Source organism: Acidovorax sp. SUPP950 (genome assembly GCF_030158935.1).
Taxonomy (GTDB): Bacteria; Pseudomonadota; Gammaproteobacteria; order Burkholderiales; family Burkholderiaceae_C; genus Paracidovorax.
This window is the reverse complement of the sequence record NZ_BQXE01000002.1, coordinates 538810-564175: the sequence shown is the minus strand read 5'-3', so window position 1 is coordinate 564175 and position 25366 is coordinate 538810. Positions and strand designations below refer to the sequence as shown.

The 25366-nt window shown below is 68.9% G+C and carries 22 protein-coding genes and 1 pseudogene; 11 read left to right on the top strand and 12 right to left on the bottom strand.

Annotated features, from left to right (window positions below):
• Positions 1-216 precede the first annotated feature (216 nt).
• A complete protein-coding gene (locus tag AVME950_RS11685) occupies positions 217-1374 on the top strand; it encodes a S1C family serine protease (protein WP_284429948.1) in 1158 nt (385 codons plus the stop codon).
• A gap of 309 nt (positions 1375-1683) precedes the next feature.
• On the opposite strand, the gene tatC is transcribed toward AVME950_RS11685, so the two are convergent.
• The 11 genes from tatC to AVME950_RS11630 form a co-directional block, all read right to left on the bottom strand.
• Positions 1684-2475 carry a twin-arginine translocase subunit TatC gene (gene tatC / locus AVME950_RS11680; RefSeq protein WP_272567636.1) on the bottom strand — a complete coding sequence of 264 codons (792 nt, stop codon included), beginning with the start codon at positions 2473-2475 and terminating at the stop codon, positions 1684-1686.
• A 57-nt stretch (positions 2476-2532) separates the two neighbouring features.
• Complete coding sequence (gene tatB, locus AVME950_RS11675) at positions 2533-3024, bottom strand: Sec-independent protein translocase protein TatB (RefSeq protein WP_284396785.1); 492 nt, start codon at positions 3022-3024, stop codon at positions 2533-2535.
• Between the two features lie 21 nt (positions 3025-3045).
• Positions 3046-3294 (bottom strand): Sec-independent protein translocase subunit TatA, encoded by a 249-nt coding sequence (gene tatA / locus AVME950_RS11670; RefSeq protein ID WP_284396782.1) that lies wholly within the window; start codon positions 3292-3294, stop codon positions 3046-3048.
• A 104-nt stretch (positions 3295-3398) separates the two neighbouring features.
• The gene (locus AVME950_RS11665; RefSeq protein ID WP_284405146.1) at positions 3399-3758 is read right to left on the bottom strand and encodes a histidine triad nucleotide-binding protein; all 360 of its coding nucleotides are present in this window, start codon (positions 3756-3758) and stop codon (positions 3399-3401) included.
• Between the two features lie 53 nt (positions 3759-3811).
• Positions 3812-4846, bottom strand: coding sequence for a patatin-like phospholipase family protein (locus AVME950_RS11660; protein ID WP_284429947.1), 1035 nt, complete (start codon positions 4844-4846; stop codon positions 3812-3814).
• On the bottom strand, positions 4839-5222 hold the full coding sequence (locus AVME950_RS11655; RefSeq protein ID WP_272567628.1) for a DUF4870 family protein: 384 nt from the start codon (positions 5220-5222) through the stop codon (positions 4839-4841). The genes AVME950_RS11660 and AVME950_RS11655 overlap by 8 nt, the downstream gene beginning before the upstream one ends.
• A complete protein-coding gene (locus AVME950_RS11650) occupies positions 5219-5638 on the bottom strand; it encodes a phosphoribosyl-ATP diphosphatase (protein WP_284396774.1) in 420 nt (139 codons plus the stop codon). Before AVME950_RS11650 ends, AVME950_RS11655 begins: the two co-directional genes overlap by 4 nt.
• Before the next feature lie 11 nt (positions 5639-5649).
• On the bottom strand, positions 5650-6057 hold the full coding sequence (gene hisI / locus AVME950_RS11645; RefSeq protein WP_487090342.1) for a phosphoribosyl-AMP cyclohydrolase: 408 nt from the start codon (positions 6055-6057) through the stop codon (positions 5650-5652).
• A gap of 104 nt (positions 6058-6161) precedes the next feature.
• A complete protein-coding gene (locus tag AVME950_RS11640) occupies positions 6162-6764 on the bottom strand; it encodes a hypothetical protein (protein ID WP_284429946.1) in 603 nt (200 codons plus the stop codon).
• On the bottom strand, positions 6761-7540 hold the full coding sequence (hisF, locus tag AVME950_RS11635) for an imidazole glycerol phosphate synthase subunit HisF (RefSeq protein ID WP_272551361.1): 780 nt from the start codon (positions 7538-7540) through the stop codon (positions 6761-6763). The genes AVME950_RS11640 and hisF overlap by 4 nt, the downstream gene beginning before the upstream one ends.
• A 36-nt stretch (positions 7541-7576) precedes the next feature.
• Complete coding sequence (locus tag AVME950_RS11630) at positions 7577-8458, bottom strand: D-hexose-6-phosphate mutarotase (RefSeq protein WP_284429945.1); 882 nt, start codon at positions 8456-8458, stop codon at positions 7577-7579.
• 150 nt (positions 8459-8608) lie between these two features.
• On the opposite strand from AVME950_RS11630, the gene AVME950_RS11625 reads away from it, so the two are divergent.
• Positions 8609-9937, top strand: a complete 1329-nt coding sequence (locus AVME950_RS11625) for a dicarboxylate/amino acid:cation symporter (protein ID WP_284429944.1) — start codon at positions 8609-8611, stop codon at positions 9935-9937.
• A gap of 12 nt (positions 9938-9949) precedes the next feature.
• On the opposite strand, the gene galE is transcribed toward AVME950_RS11625, so the two are convergent.
• A complete protein-coding gene (gene galE, locus AVME950_RS11620; protein WP_284429943.1) occupies positions 9950-10957 on the bottom strand; it encodes a UDP-glucose 4-epimerase GalE in 1008 nt (335 codons plus the stop codon).
• 363 nt (positions 10958-11320) lie between these two features.
• On the opposite strand from galE, the gene AVME950_RS11615 reads away from it, so the two are divergent.
• From AVME950_RS11615 to AVME950_RS11580, 9 genes and pseudogenes are all read left to right on the top strand, one after another.
• Positions 11321-14173 carry a bifunctional glycoside hydrolase/polysaccharide deacetylase family protein gene (locus tag AVME950_RS11615; RefSeq protein WP_284429942.1) on the top strand — a complete coding sequence of 951 codons (2853 nt, stop codon included), beginning with the start codon at positions 11321-11323 and terminating at the stop codon, positions 14171-14173.
• Positions 14109-16652, top strand: a pseudogene (locus AVME950_RS24395) (tetratricopeptide repeat protein); the annotation flags it as partial. The gene AVME950_RS11615 and the pseudogene AVME950_RS24395, both read left to right, overlap by 65 nt.
• A gap of 213 nt (positions 16653-16865) precedes the next feature.
• Positions 16866-18146, top strand: a complete 1281-nt coding sequence (locus AVME950_RS24390; protein ID WP_502869407.1) for a hypothetical protein — start codon at positions 16866-16868, stop codon at positions 18144-18146.
• Between the two features lie 23 nt (positions 18147-18169).
• Positions 18170-18721, top strand: coding sequence for a penicillin-binding protein activator LpoB (locus AVME950_RS11605; protein WP_284429940.1), 552 nt, complete (start codon positions 18170-18172; stop codon positions 18719-18721).
• A gap of 4 nt (positions 18722-18725) precedes the next feature.
• The gene (locus AVME950_RS11600) at positions 18726-20126 is read left to right on the top strand and encodes a PelD GGDEF domain-containing protein (protein WP_284429939.1); all 1401 of its coding nucleotides are present in this window, start codon (positions 18726-18728) and stop codon (positions 20124-20126) included.
• Positions 20119-21132, top strand: coding sequence for a tetratricopeptide repeat protein (locus tag AVME950_RS11595; RefSeq protein WP_284429938.1), 1014 nt, complete (start codon positions 20119-20121; stop codon positions 21130-21132). Before AVME950_RS11600 ends, AVME950_RS11595 begins: the two co-directional genes overlap by 8 nt.
• The gene (gene pelF, locus AVME950_RS11590) at positions 21129-22661 is read left to right on the top strand and encodes a GT4 family glycosyltransferase PelF (RefSeq protein ID WP_284429937.1); all 1533 of its coding nucleotides are present in this window, start codon (positions 21129-21131) and stop codon (positions 22659-22661) included. Before AVME950_RS11595 ends, pelF begins: the two co-directional genes overlap by 4 nt.
• Positions 22661-24034, top strand: coding sequence for an exopolysaccharide Pel transporter PelG (gene pelG / locus AVME950_RS11585; RefSeq protein WP_284396747.1), 1374 nt, complete (start codon positions 22661-22663; stop codon positions 24032-24034). The genes pelF and pelG overlap by 1 nt, the downstream gene beginning before the upstream one ends.
• A 69-nt stretch (positions 24035-24103) precedes the next feature.
• Positions 24104-25327, top strand: a complete 1224-nt coding sequence (locus AVME950_RS11580; RefSeq protein ID WP_284429936.1) for a spherulation-specific family 4 protein — start codon at positions 24104-24106, stop codon at positions 25325-25327.
• Positions 25328-25366 lie beyond the last annotated feature (39 nt).

Genomic DNA, 25366 nt, shown 5'->3' with positions numbered 1-25366 from the left:
GGGGCGTGTTGCAGGCGGCGGGGCCGGTGGGCCGGGCCGCGCGGGGAGAACGGGACGGGGGGTGCGGTGGCAGTCGCTGCGGCATTTTAAGGGTTTGCCCTGAGCGGCGCCCCCGTGGGGCTGACCCCGGGCTGACGGGCCGGGGACCTTGTTCGCCCAAGGTCTGGCCCAAACTGGCGACAATCGCCCTTCCCCCGGTTTTCTTCCCTGCCCACCATGAAGCGCTTTTGGCTGCTGTTTTCCCAGACCGTGACGGTGCTCGTCGCGGCCTACTTCGTCGTCGCCACCCTCCAGCCGGACTGGCTGCGGCGCGGCGCGACCCGCAGCGGCGCGGGGGTGGCGCTCATCGAGGCCCCCAGCACCCCGGCCGCGCCCCCCGCCCCCGGCAGCTTCGCCGCCGCGGCACGCAAGGCCGCGCCGGCGGTGGTCAGCATCAACACCAGCAAGGCCGCCGTTCGCCACCCGCGCAGCAACGACCCGTGGTTCCAGTTCTTCTTCGGCGACCAGGGAACGCAGCAGGCGCAGACCGGCCTGGGCAGCGGCGTGATCATCAGCCCGGACGGCTACATCCTCACCAACAACCACGTGGTCGAGGGCGCGGACGAGATCGAGGTCACCCTGACCGACAGCCGCCGCACGCGCGCCACCGTGATCGGTACCGACCCGGACACCGACCTGGCCATCCTGAAGGTGCAGCTGGACAAGCTGCCCGTGATCGTGCTGGGCAACTCCGACCAGCTCGCCGTGGGCGACCATGTGCTGGCCATCGGCAACCCGTTCGGCGTGGGGCAGACGGTCACCAGCGGCATCGTGAGCGCGCTGGGCCGCAGCCAGCTAGGCATCAACACGTTCGAAAACTTCATCCAGACCGATGCGGCCATCAACCCGGGCAATTCGGGCGGCGCGCTGGTGGACGTGAACGGCAACCTGATGGGCATCAACACCGCCATCTACTCGCGTTCGGGCGGCAGCATGGGCATCGGCTTCGCCATTCCCGTGTCCACCGCCAAGCTGGTGCTGGACGGCATCGTGAAGGACGGGCAGGTCACGCGCGGCTGGATCGGCGTGGAGCCGAACGAGCTGTCGCCCGAACTGGCGCAGACCTTCGGCGTGAAGGCCTCCGAGGGCGTGATCATCACCGGCGTGCTGCAGGACGGCCCCGCCGCCCGTGCCGGCATGCGCCCAGGCGACGTGATCGTGCAGGTGCAGGACACGCCGACTGCCAGCGTCTCCGCCCTGCTCACCGCCGTGGCCTCGCTCAAGCCCGGCGCGCCCGCCACGTTCCAGCTGCAGCGCGGCGATTCGCGGGTGGAGCTGGAAGTGGTGCCCGGAACCCGGCCCCGGCCGCAGCGGGCACCTCAGCCACAGCGCTGAGGCGGCGTTGTCCCGGGGGGGGGGGATTCATTCGCCGCGGGACACGATTGAAACGGGTGGGCGATGCATGGGGCCGTGCGGGGGGCCCAGGGGTGGCGCCGTGGTCTTGAAGGCTGGCCGGCGACGTGAACATCCGGCGCGGATCAGGCCATCGAGCAGGCCGTGGAGCGCACTGCAGGCAACCCCTGGCGCGGCATCAGCGCCGCCATGAAGAATCGATTACCCGATCACGCCATGCCCTCGACGATGCGACCGGGCCGCGACGCGCAAGGCACGCCGCGCAGGCGTTGCCCAGCTCCCCGTTCGATGTCAGGTCGGTTCCTGCGCCTGTTCGTCCTCGGGCGCCTTGGTGTGGCGGATGAAGAGCTGCGCCGCCCAGATGCCCAGTTCGTAGAGCAGGCACATCGGCACGGCCAGGGCCAGCTGGGACACCACGTCGGGCGGGGTGACCACGGCGGCGATGATGAAGGCCAGCACGATGAAATAGCCGCGAAAGCCCTTGAGCTTTTCCACGCTGACCAGCCCCATGCGCGCCAGCACGATCACGACGATCGGCACCTCGAACGACAGGCCGAACGCGAGGAACATGGTGAGCACGAAGCTCAGGTACGCCTCGATGTCAGGCGCGGCGGTGATGCTCTTGGGCGCGAAGCCCTGGATGAAGGCGAACACCTGCCCGAACACGAAGAAGTAGCAGAACGCCACGCCCACCAGGAACAGCAGCGTGCTGGACACCACCAGCGGCAGCACCAGCTTCTTCTCATGCGAATACAGGCCCGGCGCCACGAAGGCCCACACCTGCCACAGCACCACGGGCAGTGCCAGCAGGAAGGCCGACATCAGCAAAATCTTGAGCGGCACCATGAACGGCGAGATCACCGAGGTGGCGATCAGCGTGGCGCCCTTGGGAAGGTGCGCCACCAGGGGCGCGGCCAGCAGGTCGTAGAGCGCGCCCGGGCCGGGGTACAGGAACAGGATGCCCGCGGCGATGCCGATGGCGATCAGCGCCTTGACCAGGCGGTCGCGCAGCTCCATGAGGTGCTGCACGAACGGCTGCTCGGTGCCGGCCAGCTCGTCTTCTTTAGTGGGGGTTTCGGACATGGTGCAGGAGGGGCGGGCATTGCACCCGCGCGGGTGGCTGCGCGGGGTGCGCAGCCATCAATGGAATTTCTGGGGCCGAAAGCGGGCCACGCGCGCCGCGCCCGACTGGGCCTTGGTGCGCACGCCGCTGCGGGCTTTGTACCACTGCGGCGTGGCGCCCCGCTTGAGGCGCCAGTTCTTGCCGGGGTGCTTGTATGCCGGCACCACGCTGGCGTCGCCGGCCGCGTCGTACGGCACACCGGTATCGGTGCCCGTGCCGGATGCGGTGCCGGAAAAGTCGTTGTTCCAGTCTTTTTCGAAGTCGCTGGCGCTGGTGTGGATGCTCTGGTGCACGTCGCGTGCAGCACCTTCCATCGTTTCCTTCATCTTGCGCAGCTCGTCCAGCTCCATGGAACGGTTGACCTCGGACTTCACGTCGGCCACATAGCGCTGCGCCTTGCCCAGCAGCGTGCCGACGGTGCGCGCCACGCGCGGCAGCTTCTCGGGGCCGATGACGATCAGCGCCACGGCGCCGATCAGCGCCATTTTGGACAGGCCAATATCAATCATGGAAGCAGGGCCGGCAGGGCATTAGCCCTTGTGCTTGGCTTCGACGTCGATGGTGGTGCCCTTGGGGTCGGCGGCGGTGTGGTTGACGACCTGCCCTGCGGGGGGCGTGGCCGGCGGCACGTCGCTCGCGGAGCCGTCCTTCATGCCGTCCTTGAACCCCTTGACGGCGCCGCCCAGGTCGGAGCCCATGTTCTTGAGCTTCTTCGTGCCGAACACCATCACCACGATCAGCAGCACGATCAGCCAGTGCCAGATGGAAAACGAACCCATGTCAATCTCCTAACGAATACGGACCATTCTAGACCCGTCGCATGACGGGGAAGTTCATATCCCTGCGGCGCCCGGGCTCCACGCCCTCCCCGGCGGCCGCCGGTTCAGCCCTTGAGCCAGGGCCGCGGGCCGCCCATCACGTGCACGTGCAGGTGGTGCACTTCCTGGCCGCCCTCGGCGCCCGTGTTCACCACGATGCGGAAACCGCCTTCGGGATAGGGATTGCAGCCCTGCTCCAGCGCCAGGCGCGGGGCCAGCGCCATCATGCGGCCCAGCACACCGGCATGGGCCTCGGTCACGCCGGCCATGGAGTGCACATGCTCCTTGGGCACCATCAAAAAATGCACGGGCGCCCAGGGGTGGATGTCGTGGAAGGCGAAGATGTCTTCGTCCTCGTACACCTTCCTGGAGGGAATCTGGCCCGCGATGATCTTGCAGAAAAGGCAGTTCGGATCGTGCTGCATGGATGGGGGATGGGGTGGAACTGGAAAAACGGGGCCTGGCTGGAGGCGCCGGGTCAGGCATTGTCGGCCATGTTCACCGTGGGACGCACGCCGACGTCGGCCTGGTGGGCCTGGATCCAGCCCTGCCCCGCAGTGCGGCCCAGCTCGAACAGCTGGCGGATGAACGGCAGGTCCGCCCGCGTCTTGCTGGAGGCGCCAAAGCCCGCCAGCAGCGAGCCGCCGTCGATGCGGTGCATGCGCACGCTCTTGTAGCGCCGCGCATCCAGCTTGCCCTCGGCCAGCAGGCGCCGCACGAACTCGATGGCGCGCATCTCGCCCAGCAAGCTGGCGTTGAAGGTGACCTCGTTCATGCGCTCCATGATCTCGGAGGCGGTGTCGGGCACTTCGGCATGCTCGATGGGGTTGATCTGCACCAGCAGGACGTCGCTGCACTCGGTGTTGTAGATCAGCGGGTACAGGGCCGGGTTGCCGGAGTAGCCACCGTCCCAGTAGTGCTCGGTGCCGATCTGCACGGCCTTGAACAGGAGGGGCAGGCAGGCCGAGGCCATGACGGCATCGGCGCTCAGGGCCTTGCCGGAGAAGATCTCGCCGCGCCCGGTGCGCACGTTGGTGGCGCACACGAAGACGCGGGGGTGACGCGCGGCGCTCAGCACGTCGAAGTCCACTTCGCGCTCCAGCAGCCGGCGCAGCGGGTTGATGTCCAGCGGATTCGTCTGGTAGGGCGAGAGCCACTGGGTCATCATGCCCATGAAGGGGCTGGAGGCCAGTGGCACGCCCCACAGCAGGCTGCCCATGGCGCCCACGCCCTCCCACAGCCGCCGCAGCGTGGCGCGCGCCGCCTCGCAGCCGGCGCGGTGCGCCGCGTCGGCGCTGGCATGCCGGTGGGCCTTGGCGGCCTGCGCGAAGCCGTGGGCCAGGGCCACGGCGTTCATGGCGCCGGCGCTCGTGCCGCTGATGCCGTCGAGCGTGAAGCGCCCGTCTTCCAGCAGCGCATCGAGCACGCCCCAGGTCAGCGCGCCGTGCGAGCCACCGCCCTGCAGGGCGAGGTTGAGCCGCCGCGGCGCTGCGGGGGCGGCTGCCTCAGGCATCGATCGCCTGGCCCTTGTTCATCGCCACCATGCCGCGCACGATGCGGTACAGGAACCAGATGGAGATCAGGCCCCAGGCGATCCAGCCCGGCGCGATGAACAGCAGCCACAGCGGCGCGGTCACCACGTAGAGCACGCCGGCCCAGAGGACGGTGCGGATGCGGTACGAGAAATGGCTGGCCTGCCAGGTGCCTTCGGCATCGCTTTTCTTGACCAGGTCGATGACCAGGGCGATGACCAGCAGCAGGGCCCCGGGCTGCGCGCCGGGGATGACGGCGCCCACGGCGACGATCAGGTGCAGGAAGTAGCTGATCCAACCCACGGTCTTGAGCGATTCGGCCCGCTCGTTCGGCTCCACGTCGATGATGTCGCTCACGCGTTGGCTCCTTCGTCGTTGGCGCGGGCCAGGGCCTTGCGCAGGGATTTTTCCTCGATGCCGCTGGTGCCCTCGCGGCGCTCCAGCTCGGCCACCACGTCGGCCGGGGTCAGGCCGTAGTGCGCGAGGGCGATCATGGAATGAAACCACAGGTCGGCCACTTCGTACACCAGCTTGGATGGGTCGGCGCCATGGTCCACGTCCTTGGCGGCCATGACGACCTCGGTGGCTTCCTCGCCGATCTTCTTGAGGAAGGCGTCCGGCCCCTTGTGCAGCAGCCGCGCCACGTAGCTCTTGTCGGCATCGCCGCCGTGGGCGGGCTTGCGGCTTTCGATCACGGCGGCCAGCCGCGCGAGCGCGTCTTCGGACGGGCGGGCCTGCGGAGCAGCCGGGGCGTCGGTGAGGGGGATGGTCATGGGCATTGCCGTTATTTGTAGATGGACTCGGGGTCTTTCAAGACCGGATCGACCGCCTGCCAGGCGCCGTCCTTGAGCACGCTGAAAAAACAGCTGTGGCGGCCGGTGTGGCAGGCGATGCCCGGCTCGTGGCCGAGCTGCGTCACCTTCAGAAGCACCACGTCGTTGTCGCAGTCCAGGCGGATTTCGTGCACCGTCTGCACGTGGCCCGACTCCTCGCCCTTGAACCACAGCTTGCCGCGCGAGCGGCTGAAATACACCGCGCGCCCCAGTTCGGCCGTCTTGGCCAGGGCCTCGCGGTCCATCCACGCGAACATGAGCACGTCGCCCGTGGCCGCCTCCTGCGCGATGGCGGGCACCAGGCCCTGCGCATCCCATTTCACTTCGTCGAGCCAGTTCATGGAGTCATTCTCGGTCATTTGCTGCACTGCGGGAAAGGCCTGTTTTGCTATATTTTTTATAGCATAACGCCCTAGTATTGATTGCGCCGAAGGCCATTTTCATGCAAAAAGGCCTGCGGGCCTCACTGCACCGACAGGAACACCCATTTGCGGTCCCAGTTCGTGCGGCCCAGGTACTTGATGGCGAAGGCGTAGCGGCCGGGGGGCAGCGTGTCCTGCGTGAGCGTCTCCTGCTGCACCACGGCCGGGCGGCCGCCGATGCGCACGTCGGGGCTGGCGACGTGCTCGGTCTCGCTCTCCAGGTTCTGCCCGTCGAGGGCATACACCGTCACGTCGGCCTCCTCGCGGGGCTCGCCGACATGGGCACGCCCGAACGCGTTGGCGAACGTCTCCACATCGAGCGCCGCGGCCCTGCCCAGGGGGCGGCGCACGGTCCAGTACACGTCTCGCACGCCACCGTCGAGGGCGCGCAGCTGCGCCCGCAGGCGTTCGAATTCCTCGCGCGTGGCGATCACCTCCACCGGCTGGCCGCCGATGGTGGCGTCGAAGCAGCGGCCGATGCGGTCGGCGCAAGGCGCGCGGTCGAAGTAGCCCGAGGCATAGGACGGCGCCGGCGTGCTGCCCGCAGAGCGCGGGCCCTGCGCGCAGCCTGCCAGCACGGCGGCGAAAAGGACCGTGCAGATCCCCGCCCCGAGGCGGGCGCGGCCCCGGGTGCGGCCCGTCACAGCCGCACCGGAATGCCCCGCTCGGCCATGCGCGCCTTCGCCTGGCCGACGGTGTATTCGCCATAGTGGAAGATGCTGGCGGCCAGCACGGCATCGGCCCCGCCCTGCTGCACGCCGTCCGCCAGGTGGTCGAGGTTGCCCACCCCGCCCGAGGCGATCACCGGCACGCTGACCGCGTCGCTCACGGCGCGGGTGAGCTGCAGGTCGAAGCCGGACTTGGTGCCGTCGCGGTCCATGCTGGTGAGCAGGATCTCGCCCGCGCCGCGCCGCGCCATCTCGGTGGCCCATTGCAAAACGTCCAGCCCGGTGTTCTTGCGCCCGCCGTGGCTGTACACGTCCCAGCCTTCGCCCCGCGCCTGCAGGTCCTCGCCCTGGCGGCGCTTGGCATCGATGGCCACGACGATGCACTGCGCGCCGTACTTGGCCGAGGCGGCGCTGATGACATCCGGGTTGGCGATGGCGGCGGAGTTGAAGCTCGTTTTGTCGGCGCCCGCGTTCAGCAGGCGGCGCACATCTTCCACCGTGCGCACGCCCCCGCCCACGGTCAGCGGAATGAAGACCTGGCTGGCCACGGCTTCGATGATGTGCAGGATGAGGTCGCGCCCGTCGCTGGTGGCGGTGATGTCCAGGAAGGTCAGCTCGTCGGCGCCCTGGCCGTTGTAGCGCGCGGCGATCTCGACGGGATCGCCCGCGTCGCGCAGTTCGAGGAAGTTGACGCCCTTGACCACGCGACCGCCGGTCACGTCGAGGCAGGGAATGATGCGTTTGGCAAGCATGGGAAGTCCGAAGAAAGAAACGGGTGAAGGGGCGGCTCAGCCGGCCCCCAGGCGCTGCCAGCCCGACCAGCCGGCGCCGGGCGCCAGGTGCACGGGTTGGTCGATGCAGGCGGCTTCCACGCACACCATGTGCCGGTAGCCGTCGGGGGGCAGGTCGGCCAGCTTGGCGCACAGCGCGGCGCCGGGGTTCCAGACCACCGTGTTGCCCCAGGACGGGCTTTGCGCGAGGGTCAGCGCGTGGTCGCCCGCGTGCAGCCGAAGTGGCGCGGGCGCGGCCGAGAAGATGCAGTCGTATTCGCCGTCGAACGCCACGGGGCCCTGCTGCACCGAATGCACGTCGGCCACCGAATCCCAGCGGGCGCAGCCATCGAGCCCCTCCACGCGGGTGGCGGCGATGTCGCTCACGCGGTAGTAGCCGTGCAGCGCAGCGGTGAAATCCCACGCCGTGGTGCCGGTGTTGCGCACCGACAGGTCGAGCAGAAGGTGTTCGGCGGACAGCACCACCGTGAGGCGCGCCGCGAAGCCGTGGGGCCACCAGGCCCGCGTCTCGGGCGTGTCGTCCAGCGCGAACACGGCGCGGGCCACGGGGCCCTCGCTGCCGCTGTCGCCATCGGCCTCGCTGCGCTCCACCCGCCAGGGCAAGGTGCGCGCGAAGCCGTGCTTGGCCAGCGGGCCGCGCTGGTTGAACTGGGGAAAGCACACGGGAACGCCCCCGCGGATCGGCGAGTGGCCGTCCAGGGCGGCGCGCGGGCTCAGGAAGAACCGCTCGGCGCCATCGCGGCCGGTCCAGGACAGCACCTGGGCGCCCTGCAGCGCGATGGTGGCGGTCTCGCCCGTCGGCAGCGCCAGCTGCAGCGCGGGCAGGCCATGGAAGGTCACGGAGCGCGCGGAGGGCGGCACGGGCGGAGTGGCGGTCATCCGGCGATTGTAGGAGCCCGCCACGCGCCGGGCAGGGGCGCGGGGCCGGTGGCGGGGCGGCGTCCCGCATGCAGCACAATCGCGGGTTTTCCCCAAATCGGTGCATCGCCGGCTCCCCTTTCGGGGCCCGCCGGCCGCGCCCTGTCACCCATGCAGCCCAAGAAAAGAAAGCTCCCGCCCGCGGTCGGCATCCTCGTCGCGATGGCGCTCGGCATCGTGATCGGCCACCTGATCCACGCCAACGTGCTCCAGCCGGAGGAGGCCGCGCGCATCGCGGGCTACATCTCCATCGCCTCGGACGTGTTCCTGCGGCTCATCAAGATGCTGATCGCGCCGCTGGTGTTCTCCACCCTGGTGGTGGGCATCGCCCACATGGGCGATGCGTCGTCGGTGGGCCGGGTGTTCGCCAAGGCCATGGGGTGGTTCCTCACGGCATCGCTGGTGTCGCTGCTGCTGGGCCTGGTGCTGGCCAACGTCCTGCAGCCGGGCGCGAGCATGGGGCTGGCGCTGCCGGATGCGGGGCAGTCCGCGCACCTGGCGACGTCCAAATTCACGCTCAAGGACTTCGTGAACCACCTGGTGCCGCGCTCGTTCGTGGAGGCCATGGCCAACAACGAGATCCTGCAGATCGTGGTGTTCTCGATGTTCTTCGGCATCGCCCTGGCGGGCCTGGGCGAGAAGGCCCGCACGCTGGTGCGCGGCATCGAGGAGCTGTCGCACGTGATGCTCAAGATCACCGGCTACGTGATGAAGTTCGCCCCCGTGGCGGTGCTGGCGGCCATGGCCGCCACCGTGGCGGTGAACGGCCTGGGCATCCTGCTGAAGTTCGCCGTGTTCATGGGCGACTTCTACCTGGCGCTGGTGATCCTGTGGGCCGTGCTGATCCTGGCCGGCTACCTGGCCCTGGGCCGGCGCATCATCGTGCTGCTGCGCAACATCCGCGAGGCGTTCCTGCTGTCGTTCGCCACGGCCAGCTCGGAAGCGGCCTACCCCAAGCTGCTGGATGCGCTGGACCGGTTCGGCGTGAAGCGCCGCATCTCCAGCTTCGTGATGCCGATGGGCTACTCGTTCAACCTCGACGGCTCGATGATCTACTGCACGTTCGCCACGCTGTTCATCGCGCAGGCCTACGGCATCCACCTGCCGCTGGAGACGCAGGTGACCATGCTGCTGATCCTGATGCTGACCTCCAAGGGCATGGCGGGCGTGCCGCGCGCCTCGCTGGTGGTGATCGCCGCCACGCTCAACCACTTCAACATTCCCGAGGCCGGCCTGCTGCTGATCCTCGGGGTGGACACCTTCCTCGACATGGGCCGCTCGGCGACCAACGCGGTGGGCAACTCGATCGCCGCCGCGGTGGTGGCCAAGTGGGAGGGCGCGCTGCTGTCCGAGGAAGAGGCGGCCGTGCACGCCGCCACGCTGGACACCGAACCCGATGCGCCGCGCGGCGACGGCGTCCCGGCGCAGGCGCCGGTCTGAGACCGCGGCGCGTCAGAGCGTGCGCGCCGCCCCGTCCTGCCAGCGCCAGGCGTCGGCGCACATGCGGTCCAGGCCGTGGTGGGCCTTCCAGCCGAGCAGTTGCTCGGCCAGCGCCGGGTCGGCCCAGCACTGGGCCACGTCGCCCGGCCGGCGCGCCACCACGCGGTAGGGCACCGGGCGGCCGCTCGCGCGCTCGAAGCCGCGCACCATCTCCAGCACCGAAACGGGCCGGCCCGTCCCCAGGTTCACGGTGAGCAGGCCGGGGTGCTCGCGCAGGTAGCGCAGCGCTGCGACGTGGCCGTCGGCCAGGTCGCACACGTGGATGTAGTCGCGCACGCCCGTGCCGTCGGGGGTGGGGTAGTCGTCGCCGTAGACGCTCAGGCTCTCGCGCATGCCGACGGCGACCTGGGCCACGTAGGGCAGCAGGTTGTTGGGCACGTCCTGCGGGTCTTCGCCGATCAGGCCGCTCTCGTGGGCGCCCACGGGGTTGAAGTAGCGCAGCCGCGCGATGCGCCACTGGCCGGGCTCGGCCGCATCCACGTCGGCCAGCACCTGCTCCATCATGAGCTTGGTCCAGCCGTAGGGGTTGGTGGCTGACAGGGGGAAATCCTCGCGGATCGGCACCGAGGCCGGTTCGCCGTACACCGTGGCCGAGGAGGAGAACACCAGCGAACGCACCCCCGCCTTCTGCATGGCCCGCAGCAGCACCACGGTGCCGGCCACGTTGTTGTCGTAGTACGCGAGCGGCTGGCGCACCGACTCGCCCACTGCCTTGAGCGCCGCGAAATGCACCACGGCCTCGATGGGGTGCTCGGCAAAGATGCGCGCCAGCAGGGCCTCGTCGCGCACGTCGCCCTCGATGCATTCGGGCGCCTTTCCCGTGATGTGGGCCAGGCGGTCCAGCACCGAGCGGCGGCTGTTGCCGAAGTTGTCCAGGATGAGATAGGGAATGCCGGCGGAGGCCAGCGCGACGCAAGTGTGGGAGCCGATGAAACCGGCCCCGCCTGTGACGAGGATCACGAAATTTCTCCTTTTTTGAAACCCAACGGCCCGCCGTGCGTACCTGTGTGGTGCCAGCCTGGAAACGGGCCTCAACCCGGCACCACAAAAAACGACAGTGCGTCAACCCTGCAACAGCGAAGCGCCCTGGTATTTAACTCCGGCGCCGCCATCGGTGTGAAATCAGGGCAAATGAAAGCTATTGTGTCGATTGTTTTTATTAATACAAAGGTGTATCCATCTCCCTTTTCCATGCCAATGTGTCTATAAGTACCAACATCCAATGGAAGCACCCTCCGCTTCCACGGCTGCCGATCCAATGATCCGAACGAGGTCACCTGCATCCGAACCGCTTCTTCTTTTGCCTTCCCACCTTTGCCTGCTGTGCCAACCACGCTTCGACTGTTGTTTTTAAGCCTATTCCTGGTGCTGCCAGCCTGGGCGTGGGCCGCTGCGCCAGCGGTAGCGCTGCACTACGGTCCGGCTGCCCCGCTGTCGGAGCTGAAGGTGTTCGACATCGTGGTGGTCGAACCCGGCCATGGCCAGGACCCCGTGGCCTACCGCCAAAGCGGCAGCGAGCTGTATGCCTACGTCTCGGTGGCGGAGGTGCAGTCGTCCCGTCCCTACTACAGCGACATCCCCGCGGCATGGAAGCTGGCCCGCAACGGCGCCTGGAATTCCGAGGTGATCGACCAGACGCCGGCCGACTGGCCCGAGTTCTTCGCCTCCCGTGTGGTCGGCCCGCTGTGGCAAAGCGGCTACCGCGGCTTTTTCCTGGACACGCTCGACTCGTACCGGCTCGCCAACCAGTTCGACGAGGCGGCGCAGCAGGCCGGCATCGTGCGCGTGATCGAACTGCTGCACCAGCGCTTTCCGGGCATCAAGCTCATCCTGAACCGGGGCTTCGAGATCGTGCCCCGGGTCAAGGACAAGATCCAGATGGTGGCGGCCGAGTCGCTGTACCAGGGCTGGAACGCCGGCGCCCAGCGCTACGAGCCCGTCAAGGCCGAAGACCGCGAATGGCTGCTGGGCCAGTTGCGCACGATTCGCGAACGCGACGGCCTGCCGGTGCTGGCCATCGACTACGTGCCGCCCGCGGACCGCGAGCTGACGCGCGCCACGGCGCAGAAGATCAAGGACCTGGGCTTCATCCCCTGGGTGACGGACAGCCAGGTGCACACCGTCGGCATCGGCAGCATCGAGGTGGTGCCGCGGCGGGTGCTGGTGGTCTATTACGGCGGCGAAAGCCCGGCGCTGAACTACGCCGCGGCCCACCGCTTCCTGCAGATGCCGCTCAACCACATGGGCTACGTGGTGGACTATGCGGACGTGCGCAACGAACTGCCCGCCGGCGTGTACCAGGACCGCTACGCGGGCATCGTGACGTGGTTCTCCGGCTTCCTGCCCGAGACCCGCACCAAGGCGATGAACCAGTGGCTGCAGGCCCGGCTGGCCGAGCGCACGCCCCTGGCGGTGTTCGGCAACTTCGGCTTCGCGCTGGACCGCCAGCTCAACGACAAACTGGGCATCCAGGGCAATGCCTTGCCACCGCGCGGCACGCAAAAGCCCGTGGTCCAGGACCCGATGATGGGCTTCGAGATGGCGGTGGAGCCGGCGGCCCGGGCGCAGTTCGAGCCCGTCATGCGCAACGGCGTGCCGGTGCAGGCGGGCCGCTCGCTGGTGGAGTTCAAGGACCAGCGCGGCCAGTCCTTTGTCGGCGGCGCGATCATGCCCTGGGGCGGCTTCGTGGTGGACCCCTTCGTCGTGGTGGAGGTGCCGGGCACCGACTACGCACGCTGGGTGGTGGACCCCTTCGCCTTCCTCACGCAGGCGCTTCGCCTGCCGCCCATTCCCGTGCCGGACGTGACCACCGAGAACGGCCGCCGGCTGGTGTTCTCGCACGTGGACGGCGACGGCTTCCCCTCCTTGGCCGAACTGCCGGGCAGCCCCAACGCCGGGCTGGTGCTGCTCAAGGAAGTGTTCGAGAAATACCGCACCGTGCCACAGACCATGTCCGTGATCGAGGCCGAGATCGCGCCGCACGGCCTGCACCCGGAGATGAGCAAGGAACTGGAGGACATCGCGCGGCGCATGTTCCGCCTGCCGCACGTCGAGATCGCCAGCCACACCTACTCGCACCCCTTCCTGTGGGACCGCAGCGTGCGCCACGGGCTGTTCAGCGAGAACTCGGAAGCCGCCATGAGCCTGGACGTTCCCGGCTACACCATGGACCTGAAACGCGAGATCGTGGGCTCGACCGAATACATCAACACCCGGCTGGCGCCGCCGGACAAGAAGGTCAAGATCCTGCTGTGGTCGGGCGACACCGCGCCCGGCGCCGAGGCGCTGGAGATCACCGAACGCGCGGGCCTGCTCAACATGAATGGCGGCGACACGTCCATCACGCGCACCAACCCATCGCTCACCGCGGTAGGGGCGCACGGCATCCAGAAGAACGGCTACCTGCAGGTGTACGCGCCCATCACCAACGAGAACATCTACACCAACCTGTGGCGCGGCCCCTACTACGGCTACGAGCAGGTGCTGCAGAGCTTCGAGATGACGGAGACGCCCCGCCGCATCAAGCCCGTGGACATCTACTACCACGTGTACTCCACCACCAAGCGCGCCGGCCTCAACGTGCTGCGCAAGGTGTACGACTGGGCGGTGGCCCAGCCGCTGCACCCGGTGTTCGCCTCGGAGTTCATCCGCAAGGTGCGCGACTTCCACACCTACGCGCTGGCGCGCGACGGCGCGGGCTGGCGCGTGCGCGGTGACGGCGAGCTGCGCACGCTGCGCCTGCCCCGCGTGCTCGGCACGCCGCTGGTGCAGGGCAGCCAGGGCGTGGCGGGCTACCGCGCCGGTGCCGAGGGCACCTACGTGCACCTGACCGGCGGCGCGGCGTGGGTGCAAACCCGTGGCGCGGCGGCCGAGGCCGCGGCGCCTGCGGCCACGGCCAGCGCGCCCGCCGCGCTGGCGCAAGGCCCTTACCTGTTCGATGCCAACGGCCGGCTCGGCGACTGGAACGTGCGCGACCAGGGCGCGCGCACCGAGTTCACGCTGAAGGCCTACGCACCGCTCGCGTTCAGCGTGGCGGCGGCCGGCAACTGCCAGGTGCGCGCCAACCAGAAACTGCTCACCCCCACGCGGGCGGCCACTCCGGCCGGCCCGGATGTCCAACAATTCCGGATCGCCGATGCTGCTGCGCAAATCCAGCTCCAGTGCCCAGCCCGCTGAGCGCCCCGTCCTGGCGCCTTCGTGGCTGATCGCCCTGCTGGCCAGCATGGTCGGCGGGGGGCTGTGGCTGCTGTATCCCCGCCAGGATCTGGAGCGCCGGCTGTCCGAGACCACCGACATCGCGCTGTCGGTGGCCTACCTCACCAACCTGCTGCGCAGCGATCCCGACAACCCCCGCCTGCGCCTGCTGCTGGCGCAGCGCCAGATCGCCGTGGGCGAAATGGCGGACGCGCGGGCCACGCTGCAACCCGCGCTGGATTCCAGCGACCCGGAACTGCACCGCGACGCGCTGTGGAGCCTGTGGGACCTGTCGTACGCCGAGTACCAGCGCACGCCCGAGAAGGAAACCGAGCGCCGCAAAGCCCAGCGCGAGGACCTCAAGCGCCAGCTCCAGGCCCTGGCCAAGGAAAAGTGGCCCGCCAACCGCCAATTGCTGCTCGCCCGCCGCGCGGCCGAAATGGAAGACCGCGCCACCGGCGTCGCGATGAGCCGCCAGCTCGCGCAGGAGGCCAAGGACCCGCGCGAGGCAGCGCGCCTGTACGAGCGGGCCGCCAAGGAAGCGCTGGGCACGGGCGACTACGCGGGCAGCGCCGAGCTGTACGTGCTGGCGCGCCAGGTCACGCCCGACCCGGAACAGGCCAAGGCGTACTACCTGGCCGCCGTGCGCACGCTGCAGTCGGGCAACCAGCCCGTGGCCGCCCTGGCCCTGGCCGAGCGCGAGATCGGCCCCCTGGCCGACGACCCACAGACGCTGCTCATGATCACCAACCTGGCCCGGGCGGCCGGCAAGCCCGCGGTGGCGGACCGCTACGTGCGGCGCCTGCTGCGCATCTCGCTCAGCCCGTCCTGGCCGGCACCGGCCAGCGCGTTGGCCCAGGCCGACGATGCCGAAGCCATGCGGCCCGTGGGCGCCCTGCTGCGTCCGTTGAAGAGCCCTGCTGCAGCGGCCGCGCCGCTGCATCGGTACGACGACGGCGCCCACCTGATGGTGCCGCCGTGGCTGCGCCTGCAAGCGCCCGACACCGTGCCTGCAGGGCCCTGGCGCCTGCAGCGCATGGCGCAGGCGGCAGAAGCCACGCCAGCAGCCTCCGCCGCACCGGCCGCGCGGCCCGCGCCGCGCAACGTGCCGCCGCCCGGCCTGCCTTTCGACGACAAGATCTACACGCTGGGCTACGAGGTCTTTCTCGAAAACCGCAAGCTGGACGACGCCTGGGCGCTGGCCAACGCCGCCGTGCAGCAGCAGCCGCAGGACCTGGCGTGGCGCGAGCGGCTGGCCCAGGTGTCCGAATGGACGCAGCGCCCCGCCCCGGCGCTGGAAAACTGGCTCTTCATCGCCCGGCAGACGCAGAAGGAAGCCGCCTGGCAGGCCGTGCTGCGCCTGGCGCCGGGCCAGTTCGACGACGGCGCGCTGGTGCTCGCCCTGCGCCACCAGTTGCGCAGCCGGCCCGACGACTTCAACCTGGTGCGCGCGCTGGTGGATGCCTACGAGCGCATCGGCGAGCCGCAGCCCGCCATCGACTACCTGAAGGACCACGCCAAGAGCCCGCAGGCGGTGGAACTGCTGGCCAACCTCGCCGAACGCGCGGGCCAGCCCACCCTCGCGCTCGACAACTGGCGCCGCCTGCTGGCCGACAAGGCCCAGGTGACGCCTGCTCGCGCCATGCGCGCGGCCATTCTCGCCCTCACCCACGGCCGGCCCGACGAAGGCCTGAAGTGGCTGGAGACGGCCCAGCAGCAGCAATTGCCCGCGCAGGACATGGAGACCGACTTCTGGCGGCTCACGGGCCAACTGGCCGAAAGCCGCGAGCGCAACGACCTGGCCGTGCAGGCCTACCGGCGCCTGGTGGAAACCAAGGGCACGGACGTGTCGGACTTCGACGCCCTGGTGCGCCTGCTCATCACCGACCAGCCGCTGGAGGCCGCGCGCGTGTCCGTGCTGGCCTGGCAGCGGTTCGACGAGCCGCGCTACCTGGTCGAGGCCCTGGCGCTGTACTCGGGCCGCAGCCGGTGGGAGGCGTTCGGACCCCTGCTCGCGCAGCTGGACGCGAGCCCCACGGCGACCCGGCGCTCGCTGGCGCGCTTGTGGCAGATTCCCGAGTTCCTGCGGCTGGCAGGCACCTACTACCAGAACACCGGCAACCTGCCCGAGGCACGCCGGCACTTCGAAGCCGGCCTGCGGCTGAGCCCCGATTCGTCGGAAATGCGCCAGGCGCTGATGTGGCTGTTCATCGACAGCAACGATGCCGTCTCGCTGCGCACCCTGCTGGCCACGCAGGAGCGCAGCTGGGCACGCGACAGCGATGTGCACGATGCGCTGGCGGCGGCCTACCAGGCCCTGTCGCTGCCGCAGGTGGCGCTGGACCGCTACCTCACGCCGCACCTGCGGGAGCACCAGGACGACTTCCTGTGGCTCATGAACTACGCCGATGCGCTGGACCAGAACCAGCAGTCCGACCGCTCGTGGCGGCTGCGCCGCGAACTGCTGTCGCGCGAATGGAAGTCGGTGCGCAAGGGGGACGGCGGCGTGCGCCTCACGCCCGCGCAGGCGCGCCAGCGCTGGCTCACCGAAGAGGGCCTGGACCAGACCCGGCGCATCGCCCGTACCCGGCTGTTCCTCACGCAGCGGCCCGGCGACCCCTCGGTCGACGTGCTGCGTGAACTGCTGCGACTGGACCGCGACGCCCAGGGTGGCATGTCCAACGCGGCGGCCGAGACGGCCATCGGCTGGCTGCAGGACGCCGGCGAATACACGGCCGAGCGCGGCTTCCTGTGGCACCAGTACGCCCGCAGCCGCGGCGTGCGCAGCAACCGCCCGCTGTGGGCCGAGATCACGGTCGCGCTGGCCGAAGACGACAAGGCCGCCACGGGCCAGCTGCTGCAGGAGTTCGACGAACGCCTGCCCCGCTACGACCGCGTGAACGCGGCGCGCGCCGTGGACGACATCCGCCTCGCGCAGACCGCCGCCTTCGACGCCCAGCAGGACCAGCACGACGACCAGCCCCTGCACCTGCAGCTCACCGAAAGCCTGCTGGCCTTCAGCGACCACGCGGGCACGAAACTGCAGTTCCAGCAACTGGGCGGCATGGACGAGAGCGAGGCCGACGCGGTGTTCCACATCGCCATCAGCCCGCGGCTGGCCATGGACGTGAACTTCATCAGCATCCGCCGGCACGCCACCAATGCCCTCGTGGTGCGCAACCCGCCCGACGAGCGTGCGCTGGACGTGCAGGTGCGCTGGCGCCATCCCGACGGCGAGACGATGTTCCGCGCCGGCCGCCGCGAGAGCTTTCTGGCCTACACGCCGCTGCAGGTCGAGCACGAGCAGCGCATCGACAACCGGCTGACCCTGCGCATGGAACTCGGCATGCAGCTGCCCAGCCAGGAAAGCCTGGCGCTGCGCATCGCCGGCATGAAGGACCGCGCCGGCGCCAGCCTGCGCTACCAGGCCACGCGGCAGGACCAGTTCACCATCGGCTATGCCGACGAGCGCTACACGCTGCAGACCGGCGCCTCGCTGGGCAGCGGCCGCCATACGTCGATCAACTACACGCACACCTACCGGCAGGAAACGCCGCTGCTGGAGTTCGGCGCGTTCTGGTCGCACCACGATTTTTCGCGGCGCGACCTGAGCACGCTCGCGCCGCGGGACCTGGAAGTGCGCCGCTACGTGCCCGTGAACGCCGGCCCGCTGGGGCAGGACTTTTTCCTGCCCGAGAGCTTCAGCTTCTATGGCCTGCAGGTGTCCACCAACATGCGCTACGAGCAGGAATACACGCGCGCCCTGCTGCCGTTCGCCACGGCCAGCCGCACCTGGCATAGCGTGCTCGGCCCGGGCTACGAACTGCGCCTGGGCATGGCCGGCAGCGTGCTCGGCGCCGACCACCTGGGCCTGAGCTGGGGCGTGGGCAAGTCGGGCCTGCAGCTGCAGGGCCTCACGCGCAGCCTGCTGTTCACCTACCGTCTCCATTTCTGATGTCGTCTCCAAAGGAATCCACCATGCAACACCACCGCACCCTGCTGCAACGCCTGCAAGTTTTCGCCGCCGGCGGCGCCCTGCTGCTGCTGGCCGCCTGCTCCACCATCGACCGGGGCGAGCCTCCGGCGCTGGAGCGCAATGCCACGTGGGTGGTGCTGCCGTTCGCCAACCACACCGAGACTCCGCTGGCCGGCAACCGCGCCGAAGCCATTGCGCAGGCCCTGCTGCATGCGCGCGGCGTGGGCCGCATCCAGCGCTATCCCACCACCACGCAGCAGGAAGCGCTGTTCGATGCGGGCGACGCCAAGCGCCAGCAGGAAGTGCTGGCCTGGGCACGCGAGCAACAAGCGAAATACGCCCTCACGGGGGCGGTGGACGAATGGCGCTACAAGGTCGGCGTGGACGGCGAGCCCGCCGCGGGCGTGACGCTGCAGATCATCGATGTGGCCTCCGGCGACACGATCTGGAGCGGCACTGGCGGCAAGAGCGGCTGGAGCCGCGAAGCCCTCTCCGGCGTGGCGCAGAAGCTGATCCGCGACCTGCTGGATTCCGGCCTGGCCCGAGCCCGCTGAAGCCATGGCATCAGAGACCCCCTCGTCGGCGGAGCAGCGGCGGCGCACCGTCGGCGCGGCCGCGCCCGAGCCGCCGGCCAAGCCGAGCGTGCGGCACCTGCCCACCAACCTGCTGGGCAAGCTGGCCGACACCGACACCCGTCCGGCCATCATGCTGGGCGAGACGCTGCTGCTGCCGATCATCGCGCTCGCGCTGGGCATGCTGCTGGAGCCCTTCGACCCGCTGTGGAGCGAGGCCGCGTTCCCCTGGTCCTGGCTGGCCCCCGTGATCGTGGCCCTGCGCTACGGCCCGCTGGCCGGGCTGGGCGGCGCCTGCGTGCTGCTGGCCGGCTGGCTGGCGCTCAACTTCGGGCACTACGACACCTTTCCGCAGATCTTCTTTCTCGGCGGCCTGATCCTCGTGATGCTGGTGGGCGAGTTCTCCAGCCTCTGGCAGGCGCGCACCCGCCGGGCCGAGAACGTGCAGCTGTATCTGGACCAGCGCCTGGAGCACCTGGTGCGCCAGTACTACCTGCTGCGCCTGTCGCACGACCGCCTGGAGCAGGAGCTGATCGGCCGGCCGATGTCCATGCGCGATGCGCTGTCCACGCTGCAGGCGCTGGGCGGCTCCGAAGAGGATGCGGCCCAGGGCGCGCAGACCCTGCTGCGGCTGCTGGCCCAGTACTGCCAGCTCGAATCCGCGGCGCTGTATGCCGCCACCGAAGACCGCATCGAAGCCCGGGCCGTGGCCCGCATCGGCAGCGGCGCCGAACTGGACGCGCGCGACCCGCTCGTGCAGCAGGCGCTGGAAACCCGCAAGCTCTGCCACGTGAGCCAGATGCTGGCGGACCAGCAGCAGACCCGCTACCTCGCCGCCGCGCCGCTGCTGGATCTAGGGGGCGAGATCTACGGGCTGCTGGTGATCGAGGACATGCCGTTCTTTTCGCTGCAGGCCGAGAACCTGCAGACCATCAACCTGCTGCTGGGCTACTACACCGACGGCCTGGCCATGCAGACGGTGGCCGCGCCGATCCTGAAGGAGCTGCCGCAGTGCCCCGCCGATTTCGCCTTCGAAGCGCAGCGCCTGGCCCACATCCGCGACACGGCCAAGGTGCCCAGCGTGATCGTGGCGCTGGAGTTCCTGCCGCGCGCCATCGAGGCCGGCCTTCCGGGCCAGATCGAGCGGCTGAAACGCGAACTGGACGAAAGCTGGCTCATCACCGGCAAGGAACGCCAGGTGCTGGCCATGCTGATGCCGCTGGGCGACAACGCCACCGCCGAGGGCTACATCAACCGCCTGGAGATCTGGTCGGGCCAAAAGAGCGGCAAGCCGCTGGCCGAGGCCGGCGTTTTTCCGCACATCATCGCGCTGAACGGCGAGCCCCTGGCCGTGCTCCAGCGGCTCAACGGAATGGCCCATGCTTAACCTCAAGTTCGCCATCTCCGCGCTGCTGCTGGAGATCGGCGCGTGGAGCGGGCCCGCGCTGCTGCAAGGCCACACGGATGCGGCCCTGTCGAGCTACCTGCTGGTGCACGCCCTGGCCTGCGTGATGCTGTCCTTCTTTCTGCTGCCCCTGCTGTCGGGCGAGCAGGCCCGGCCGCGCGCGCCGGTGCTGGGCCTGATGGCGGTGTTCAGCTATGCCGTGCCCATCGTCGGATTCATCGGGGTGATCGCCGCCGTGGTGGTGCTGCGCATCTACCGCAGCCCTTCGTCGCAGGGCGACTTCGAATCGCTGCGGCTGCCGGAGTTCGATCGCCACCAGCGCATGCAGGGGAGCTTTCGCCAGTCCGGTTTGCGGTCCTTTTTGGGCAACAGCCAGGCCCCGATGCAGACGCGCATGCGTGCCATGGTGGCGCTGCAGCACGTGTCCGGCCGCATTGCCTCGCCATTGCTGCGCACGGTGCTGAGCGATCCGAGCGAGGATTTGCGCCTGCTCGCCTACGGCATGCTGGACACCCTGGAAAAGCGCATCAACCGCACCATCGACAGCGAACTGGATGCGCTGCGCCTGGCCAAGGAAACCGAAGGCGAAGTGCCGGGGCCGCTCACCGTCGAATCGGCCTTCCGGCTGTCCGACCTGTATTGGGAGCTGGTCTATCAGGAGCTGGTGCAGGGCGACCTGCGCGACCACGCCGTGAAGGAATCGCTGCAGTATTGCGACCAGGTGCTGGCGCAGCAGCCGGACCATCCGCAACTGAACCTGCGCCGCGGCCGCCTGTTGCACCTGCTGGGCCGCGTGGACGAGGCCGAAGCCGCCTACGCGCTCGCCCGCAACTTGGGATTGCCCGCCACGCGCGTACTGCCCTACCAGGCCGAACTGTGCTTTGAGCGGCGTGACTTCGCGCAGACGCGCGAACTGGTGCAGCAGCTCAACCAATGGCGCGCGCTGCCCCGGCTGCGCCCCGTCCTCGACTACTGGAGTGCGCCATGACAGGGCCCAAAGCCAGCGAGGCAGACGTCGCCCTGCTACTGGAGGGCACCTTCCCCTATGTGAGCGGGGGCGTGTCGAGCTGGATCAACCAGATCATCCGCGCCTACCCGGAATACCGCTTTGCCATCGTCTTTCTGGGCAGCCGCCGCGAGGACTATTCCGCGTTCAAGTACGAGCTGCCGCCGAACGTCGTGCACTTCGAGGAGCACTACCTCTACGACCACCTGGGCGTGCGCACCCTGCCCGCACGGCGCAAGGGCAGCCGCGCGGCCCTGGACATGGTGCACACCCTGGTCGAGTCGTTCCGCACGGGCGACCGCAGCCCGCAGACGATGGCCGCGTTCCGCGAGATCACCCAGCAGATGCAGCCGGGCGGGCGCCTGCCGCTGGAGGATTTCCTCTACAGCGAGCGGGCCTGGGAAATCATCTGCAAGAGCTACCGCGACCATTGCACCGATCCGTCGTTCGTGGACTACTTCTGGACGGTGCGCATCATGTACCAGCCGCTGTGGACGCTGGCCCGCGTGGCGCAGCAGCTCATTCCGGTGCGCGTGGTGCATTGCGCCTCCACGGGCTACGCCGGCTTTCTCGGCGGGCTGATCGAGCAGGCGCGCGGTGTGCCGCTGATCCTGTCGGAACACGGCATCTACACCAAGGAACGCAAGATCGACCTCTTCAAGAGCGAGTGGATCCGCGACAACCGCAACATCTTCCAGCGCGACCCGACCGAGCTGTCGTACTTCCGCCAGATGTGGATCCAGTTCTTCGAATGGCTGGGCTACTACTGCTACGCGGCGGCCGACCCGATCATCGCGCTGTACGAGACCAACCGGCTGCGGCAGGTGACCGATGGCGCCGAGGCATCGCGCACCTTCAACATCCCGAACGGCATCAACCTGGGCCGCTTCGCGCCGCTGCGCGACAAGCGTCCGGCCCAGGTGCCGCCAGTGCTGTGCCTCATCGGCCGCGTGGTGCCCATCAAGGACATCAAGACGTTCATCCGCGCCATGCGCCGCGTGGTCAACCAGCTGCCGCAGGCCGAGGGCTGGATCGCCGGCCCGACCGAGGAAGACCCGGCCTACGCGCAGGAATGCACGAACCTCGTGCGCAGCCTGGGGCTGGAGCAGAACATCCGCTTCCTGGGCTTTCAGCGCGTGGAAGACCTCATGCCGCGCATCGGGCTGGTGATCCTGTCGTCGATCAGCGAGGCGCTGCCCCTGGTGATCCTGGAGGGCTACGCCGCGGGCGTGCCCACCGTGTCCACCGACGTGGGCTCGTGCCGCCAGCTCATCGAAGGGCTGGACGATGAAGACAAGGCACTGGGCGCCTCGGGCAAGGTGGTGCCGATCGCCGACCCGCAGCGCCTGGCCGACGCTTCGCTGTCGCTGCTCAACGACCCCGCCGCCTGGGAGAGCGCCAGCCGGGCGGCCATTGCGCGCGTGGAGCGCTACTACACCGACACCATGATGTTCGACCGCTACCGCCGCGTGTATGAGACCGCGTTCCAGAAGACGGAGGGCCCCCGCTGATGGCTGGCATCGGATTCGAACTGCGCCGCATGCTGCGCAAGAACACGCTGGTGAGCCTGGTGCAGGCCTACGCCTATGCGGGCGTCATCGGCTCGGGCCCGTGGGTCTTCTCCATCGTGGGCATCCTGCTCATCGGTATCTTCAGCGCCAGCGTGGTGGTGCCGGGTTTTCTGGTCACGCAGTTCCAGACCTCGGTCACCTACATGGTGGCGGGCAGCCTGATTCTCACGGGGCTGGTGCAGCTGGCTTTCACGCGCTTCGTGTCCGACCGGCTCTTCGAAAAGCGCAAGGACCTCATCCTGCCCAACCTGCACGGGCTGCTGCTGGTGGTGACGCTCGTGGCCGGTGCACTGGGCACGATCGCGCTGTTCCTGCTGCTGCCCAACCTGGGGCTGGTGTACCGCATGCTGATGCTGGCGGGCTTCACCCTGATGTGCGACGTGTGGGTGCTGACGGTGCTGCTGTCCGGCATGAAGCGGTACAAGGAGATCGTGGTGCTGTTCGGTCTGGCCTACGCGGTGATCGTGATCGGCTCGCTCTTCATGCGCCCCTGGGGCCTGGAGGGGCTGCTGACGGGCTTCGTGCTGGGCAACTACCTGCTGCTGGCCGGCATGTGGATCCTGGTGGTGCAGGAGTTCAACCCCAAGGGCCGGCTGATCGCGTTCGACTTCGCGGAGCGCAAGCTGCTGTATCCGTCGCTCGTGGCCATCGGGTTCCTCTACAACTTCGGGATCTGGATCGACAAGTTCATGTTCTGGTACTTCCCGCCGACGTCCCAGAACATCATCGGCGGACTGCGCGCATCGCTCATCTACGACCTGCCGGTGTTCCTGGCCTACCTGTCCATCATTCCGGGCATGGCGGTGTTCCTGGTGCGCATCGAGACCGACTTCGTCGAGTACTACGACAAGTTCTACGACGCGGTGCGCAGCGGCGGCTCGCTCGAATACATCGAGGCCATGCGCGACGAGATGGTCTACTCGATCCAGCAAGGGCTGGGCGAGATCGGCAAGATCCAGACGCTGGCCATCCTGGTCACCTTCGTGGCCGGCCCGGCACTGCTGGACGTGCTGGGCATCTCGCGGCTGTACCTGCCGCTGCTGCACGTGCAGGTGATCGGCGCGGGCCTGCAGGTGGGTCTGATGGCCATCCTGAACGTGTTCTTCTACCTGGACCAGCGCCGCATCGTGCTGCTGCTGTGCGTGCAGTTCGTGCTGCTGAACATCGCGCTCACCGGCTTCACGCTGTATGCCGGCGCGGCCCTGTATGGCTACGGCTTCGCGCTGTCCACGCTGCTCACGCTGTGCACCGGCATGTACCTGCTGTCGCGCCAACTCAACCGGCTGGAGTACGAAACCTTCATGCTGCAGTAGCCCGGCCGGCGTTCGGTGGACAATGGCAAAAAACTGAAATCCATTCAGGCCAGAAAAAAGGGGGGTGCCATGCCGAACGCGATCCATCGTGCATTGCCGAGCCGCGCTGCACTGCGGCTGGTGCTGTGGTCGGCTTCCGGATTGCTCGCCGCAGGACTCGCCGGCTGCGGAGGCGGCGGTAGCAGCGAACCTGCACCAGCCTCCGAGCAAAAAGCCGAAGCCGCCACGGCTGGCGTGCAAGCCGCCTTCGCGGCCCCGCTCGACCAGGACGTGTTCGACACCGGGGCCAACGTGCCGGTCTCCCTCAGGGTGCAGGCGGGGGTTGCCAGCGCCATCCCCGACGGCGTGGCCGTCGACTTTTCCGCCACCTCGGGCAGCTTTGCACCACCGGTGGCCGCGCTGCGCGGCGGCGAAGCGGGCACCACTTTCACTGCCTCCGGGCTGGGGCGCCAGAACCTGACCGCTTCGGTGGCCTCGAGCGGCGGCGCCGTGACCGCCTCGCGCATCCTTTACGTGCGCCCGGCCGCCGCCCCCATGGAAGTGCTGGTCCCCGCGTATTTCTACCCCTCGGCGGGCTCGCCCTGGGACGCCATGACCGCCGGCGCCAGCGCGTACCCCTCCGTCAGCGTCACGGCCATTCTCAACCCCAGCAACGGCGTCTTCACCCGCGCCAACCCCGAGTTCACGGCCGCCGCCACGGCCTTCGTGCAGGCGGGGGGCAAGCTGCTGGGCTACGTGTACACCGGCTACGGATCGCGCTCGATCAGCAAGGTCAAGGGCAACATCGACAAATACCTCAGCCTCTACGGCACCGGGCTGGTGAGCGGCTTTTTCATCGACGAGATGTCGTCCGCGCCCGGCCGGATCAACTACTACCGGCAACTGTTCGACTACATCAAGAGCAAAGGCGCCAGCTTGCGCGTGGTCGGCAACCCGGGCACCGTGCCCAACGCCGCCTACGCCGCCGTGGCCGATGCCCTGGTGACCTTCGAGAACCGCAACGCGGCCTTTGCCGACTACGATCCCCGCGCCAGCGGTGGCTGGCTCTACCAGATGGCCAACACGCGCCAGAACGCCCTGGTGCACGACGCGGCCGACTGCGCGGCCATGCAGGCCGCCGTGCGCGCTGCGGCCACGGCACGCGCGAACAGCGGCATCCTCTACGTCACCGACGACACGTTCGACCCCGACACGCAGGAAGGCAACCCCTGGGACACCCTGCCGACCTACTGGACCCGCCTGCTGGGCACCGTGGATGCCGTCAACCGGGGCGCCGCGCCGCCCACCTGTTGATCCACGGATCCGCACCCGGCACGCCGATTGCCTCCACCT

What these genes read in the sequence shown, in the direction of transcription:
- AVME950_RS11685 (WP_284429948.1), top strand. Translation starts at nt 217, where the DNA reads ATGAAGCGCTTTTGGCTGCTGTTTTCCCAGACCGTGACGGTGCTCGTC.
- tatC (WP_272567636.1), bottom strand. Translation starts at nt 2,475, where the DNA reads ATGTCCGAAACCCCCACTAAAGAAGACGAGCTGGCCGGCACCGAGCAG.
- tatB (WP_284396785.1), bottom strand. Translation starts at nt 3,024, where the DNA reads ATGATTGATATTGGCCTGTCCAAAATGGCGCTGATCGGCGCCGTGGCG.
- tatA (WP_284396782.1), bottom strand. Translation starts at nt 3,294, where the DNA reads ATGGGTTCGTTTTCCATCTGGCACTGGCTGATCGTGCTGCTGATCGTG.
- AVME950_RS11665 (WP_284405146.1), bottom strand. Translation starts at nt 3,758, where the DNA reads ATGCAGCACGATCCGAACTGCCTTTTCTGCAAGATCATCGCGGGCCAG.
- AVME950_RS11660 (WP_284429947.1), bottom strand. Translation starts at nt 4,846, where the DNA reads ATGCCTGAGGCAGCCGCCCCCGCAGCGCCGCGGCGGCTCAACCTCGCC.
- AVME950_RS11650 (WP_284396774.1), bottom strand. Translation starts at nt 5,638, where the DNA reads ATGACCATCCCCCTCACCGACGCCCCGGCTGCTCCGCAGGCCCGCCCG.
- hisI (WP_487090342.1), bottom strand. Translation starts at nt 6,057, where the DNA reads ATGACCGAGAATGACTCCATGAACTGGCTCGACGAAGTGAAATGGGAT.
- hisF (WP_272551361.1), bottom strand. Translation starts at nt 7,540, where the DNA reads ATGCTTGCCAAACGCATCATTCCCTGCCTCGACGTGACCGGCGGTCGC.
- AVME950_RS11630 (WP_284429945.1), bottom strand. Translation starts at nt 8,458, where the DNA reads ATGACCGCCACTCCGCCCGTGCCGCCCTCCGCGCGCTCCGTGACCTTC.
- AVME950_RS11625 (WP_284429944.1), top strand. Translation starts at nt 8,609, where the DNA reads ATGCAGCCCAAGAAAAGAAAGCTCCCGCCCGCGGTCGGCATCCTCGTC.
- AVME950_RS24390 (WP_502869407.1), top strand. Translation starts at nt 16,866, where the DNA reads ATGTCCAACGCGGCGGCCGAGACGGCCATCGGCTGGCTGCAGGACGCC.
- AVME950_RS11605 (WP_284429940.1), top strand. Translation starts at nt 18,170, where the DNA reads ATGCAACACCACCGCACCCTGCTGCAACGCCTGCAAGTTTTCGCCGCC.
- AVME950_RS11600 (WP_284429939.1), top strand. Translation starts at nt 18,726, where the DNA reads ATGGCATCAGAGACCCCCTCGTCGGCGGAGCAGCGGCGGCGCACCGTC.
- AVME950_RS11595 (WP_284429938.1), top strand. Translation starts at nt 20,119, where the DNA reads ATGCTTAACCTCAAGTTCGCCATCTCCGCGCTGCTGCTGGAGATCGGC.
- pelF (WP_284429937.1), top strand. Translation starts at nt 21,129, where the DNA reads ATGACAGGGCCCAAAGCCAGCGAGGCAGACGTCGCCCTGCTACTGGAG.
- pelG (WP_284396747.1), top strand. Translation starts at nt 22,661, where the DNA reads ATGGCTGGCATCGGATTCGAACTGCGCCGCATGCTGCGCAAGAACACG.
- AVME950_RS11580 (WP_284429936.1), top strand. Translation starts at nt 24,104, where the DNA reads ATGCCGAACGCGATCCATCGTGCATTGCCGAGCCGCGCTGCACTGCGG.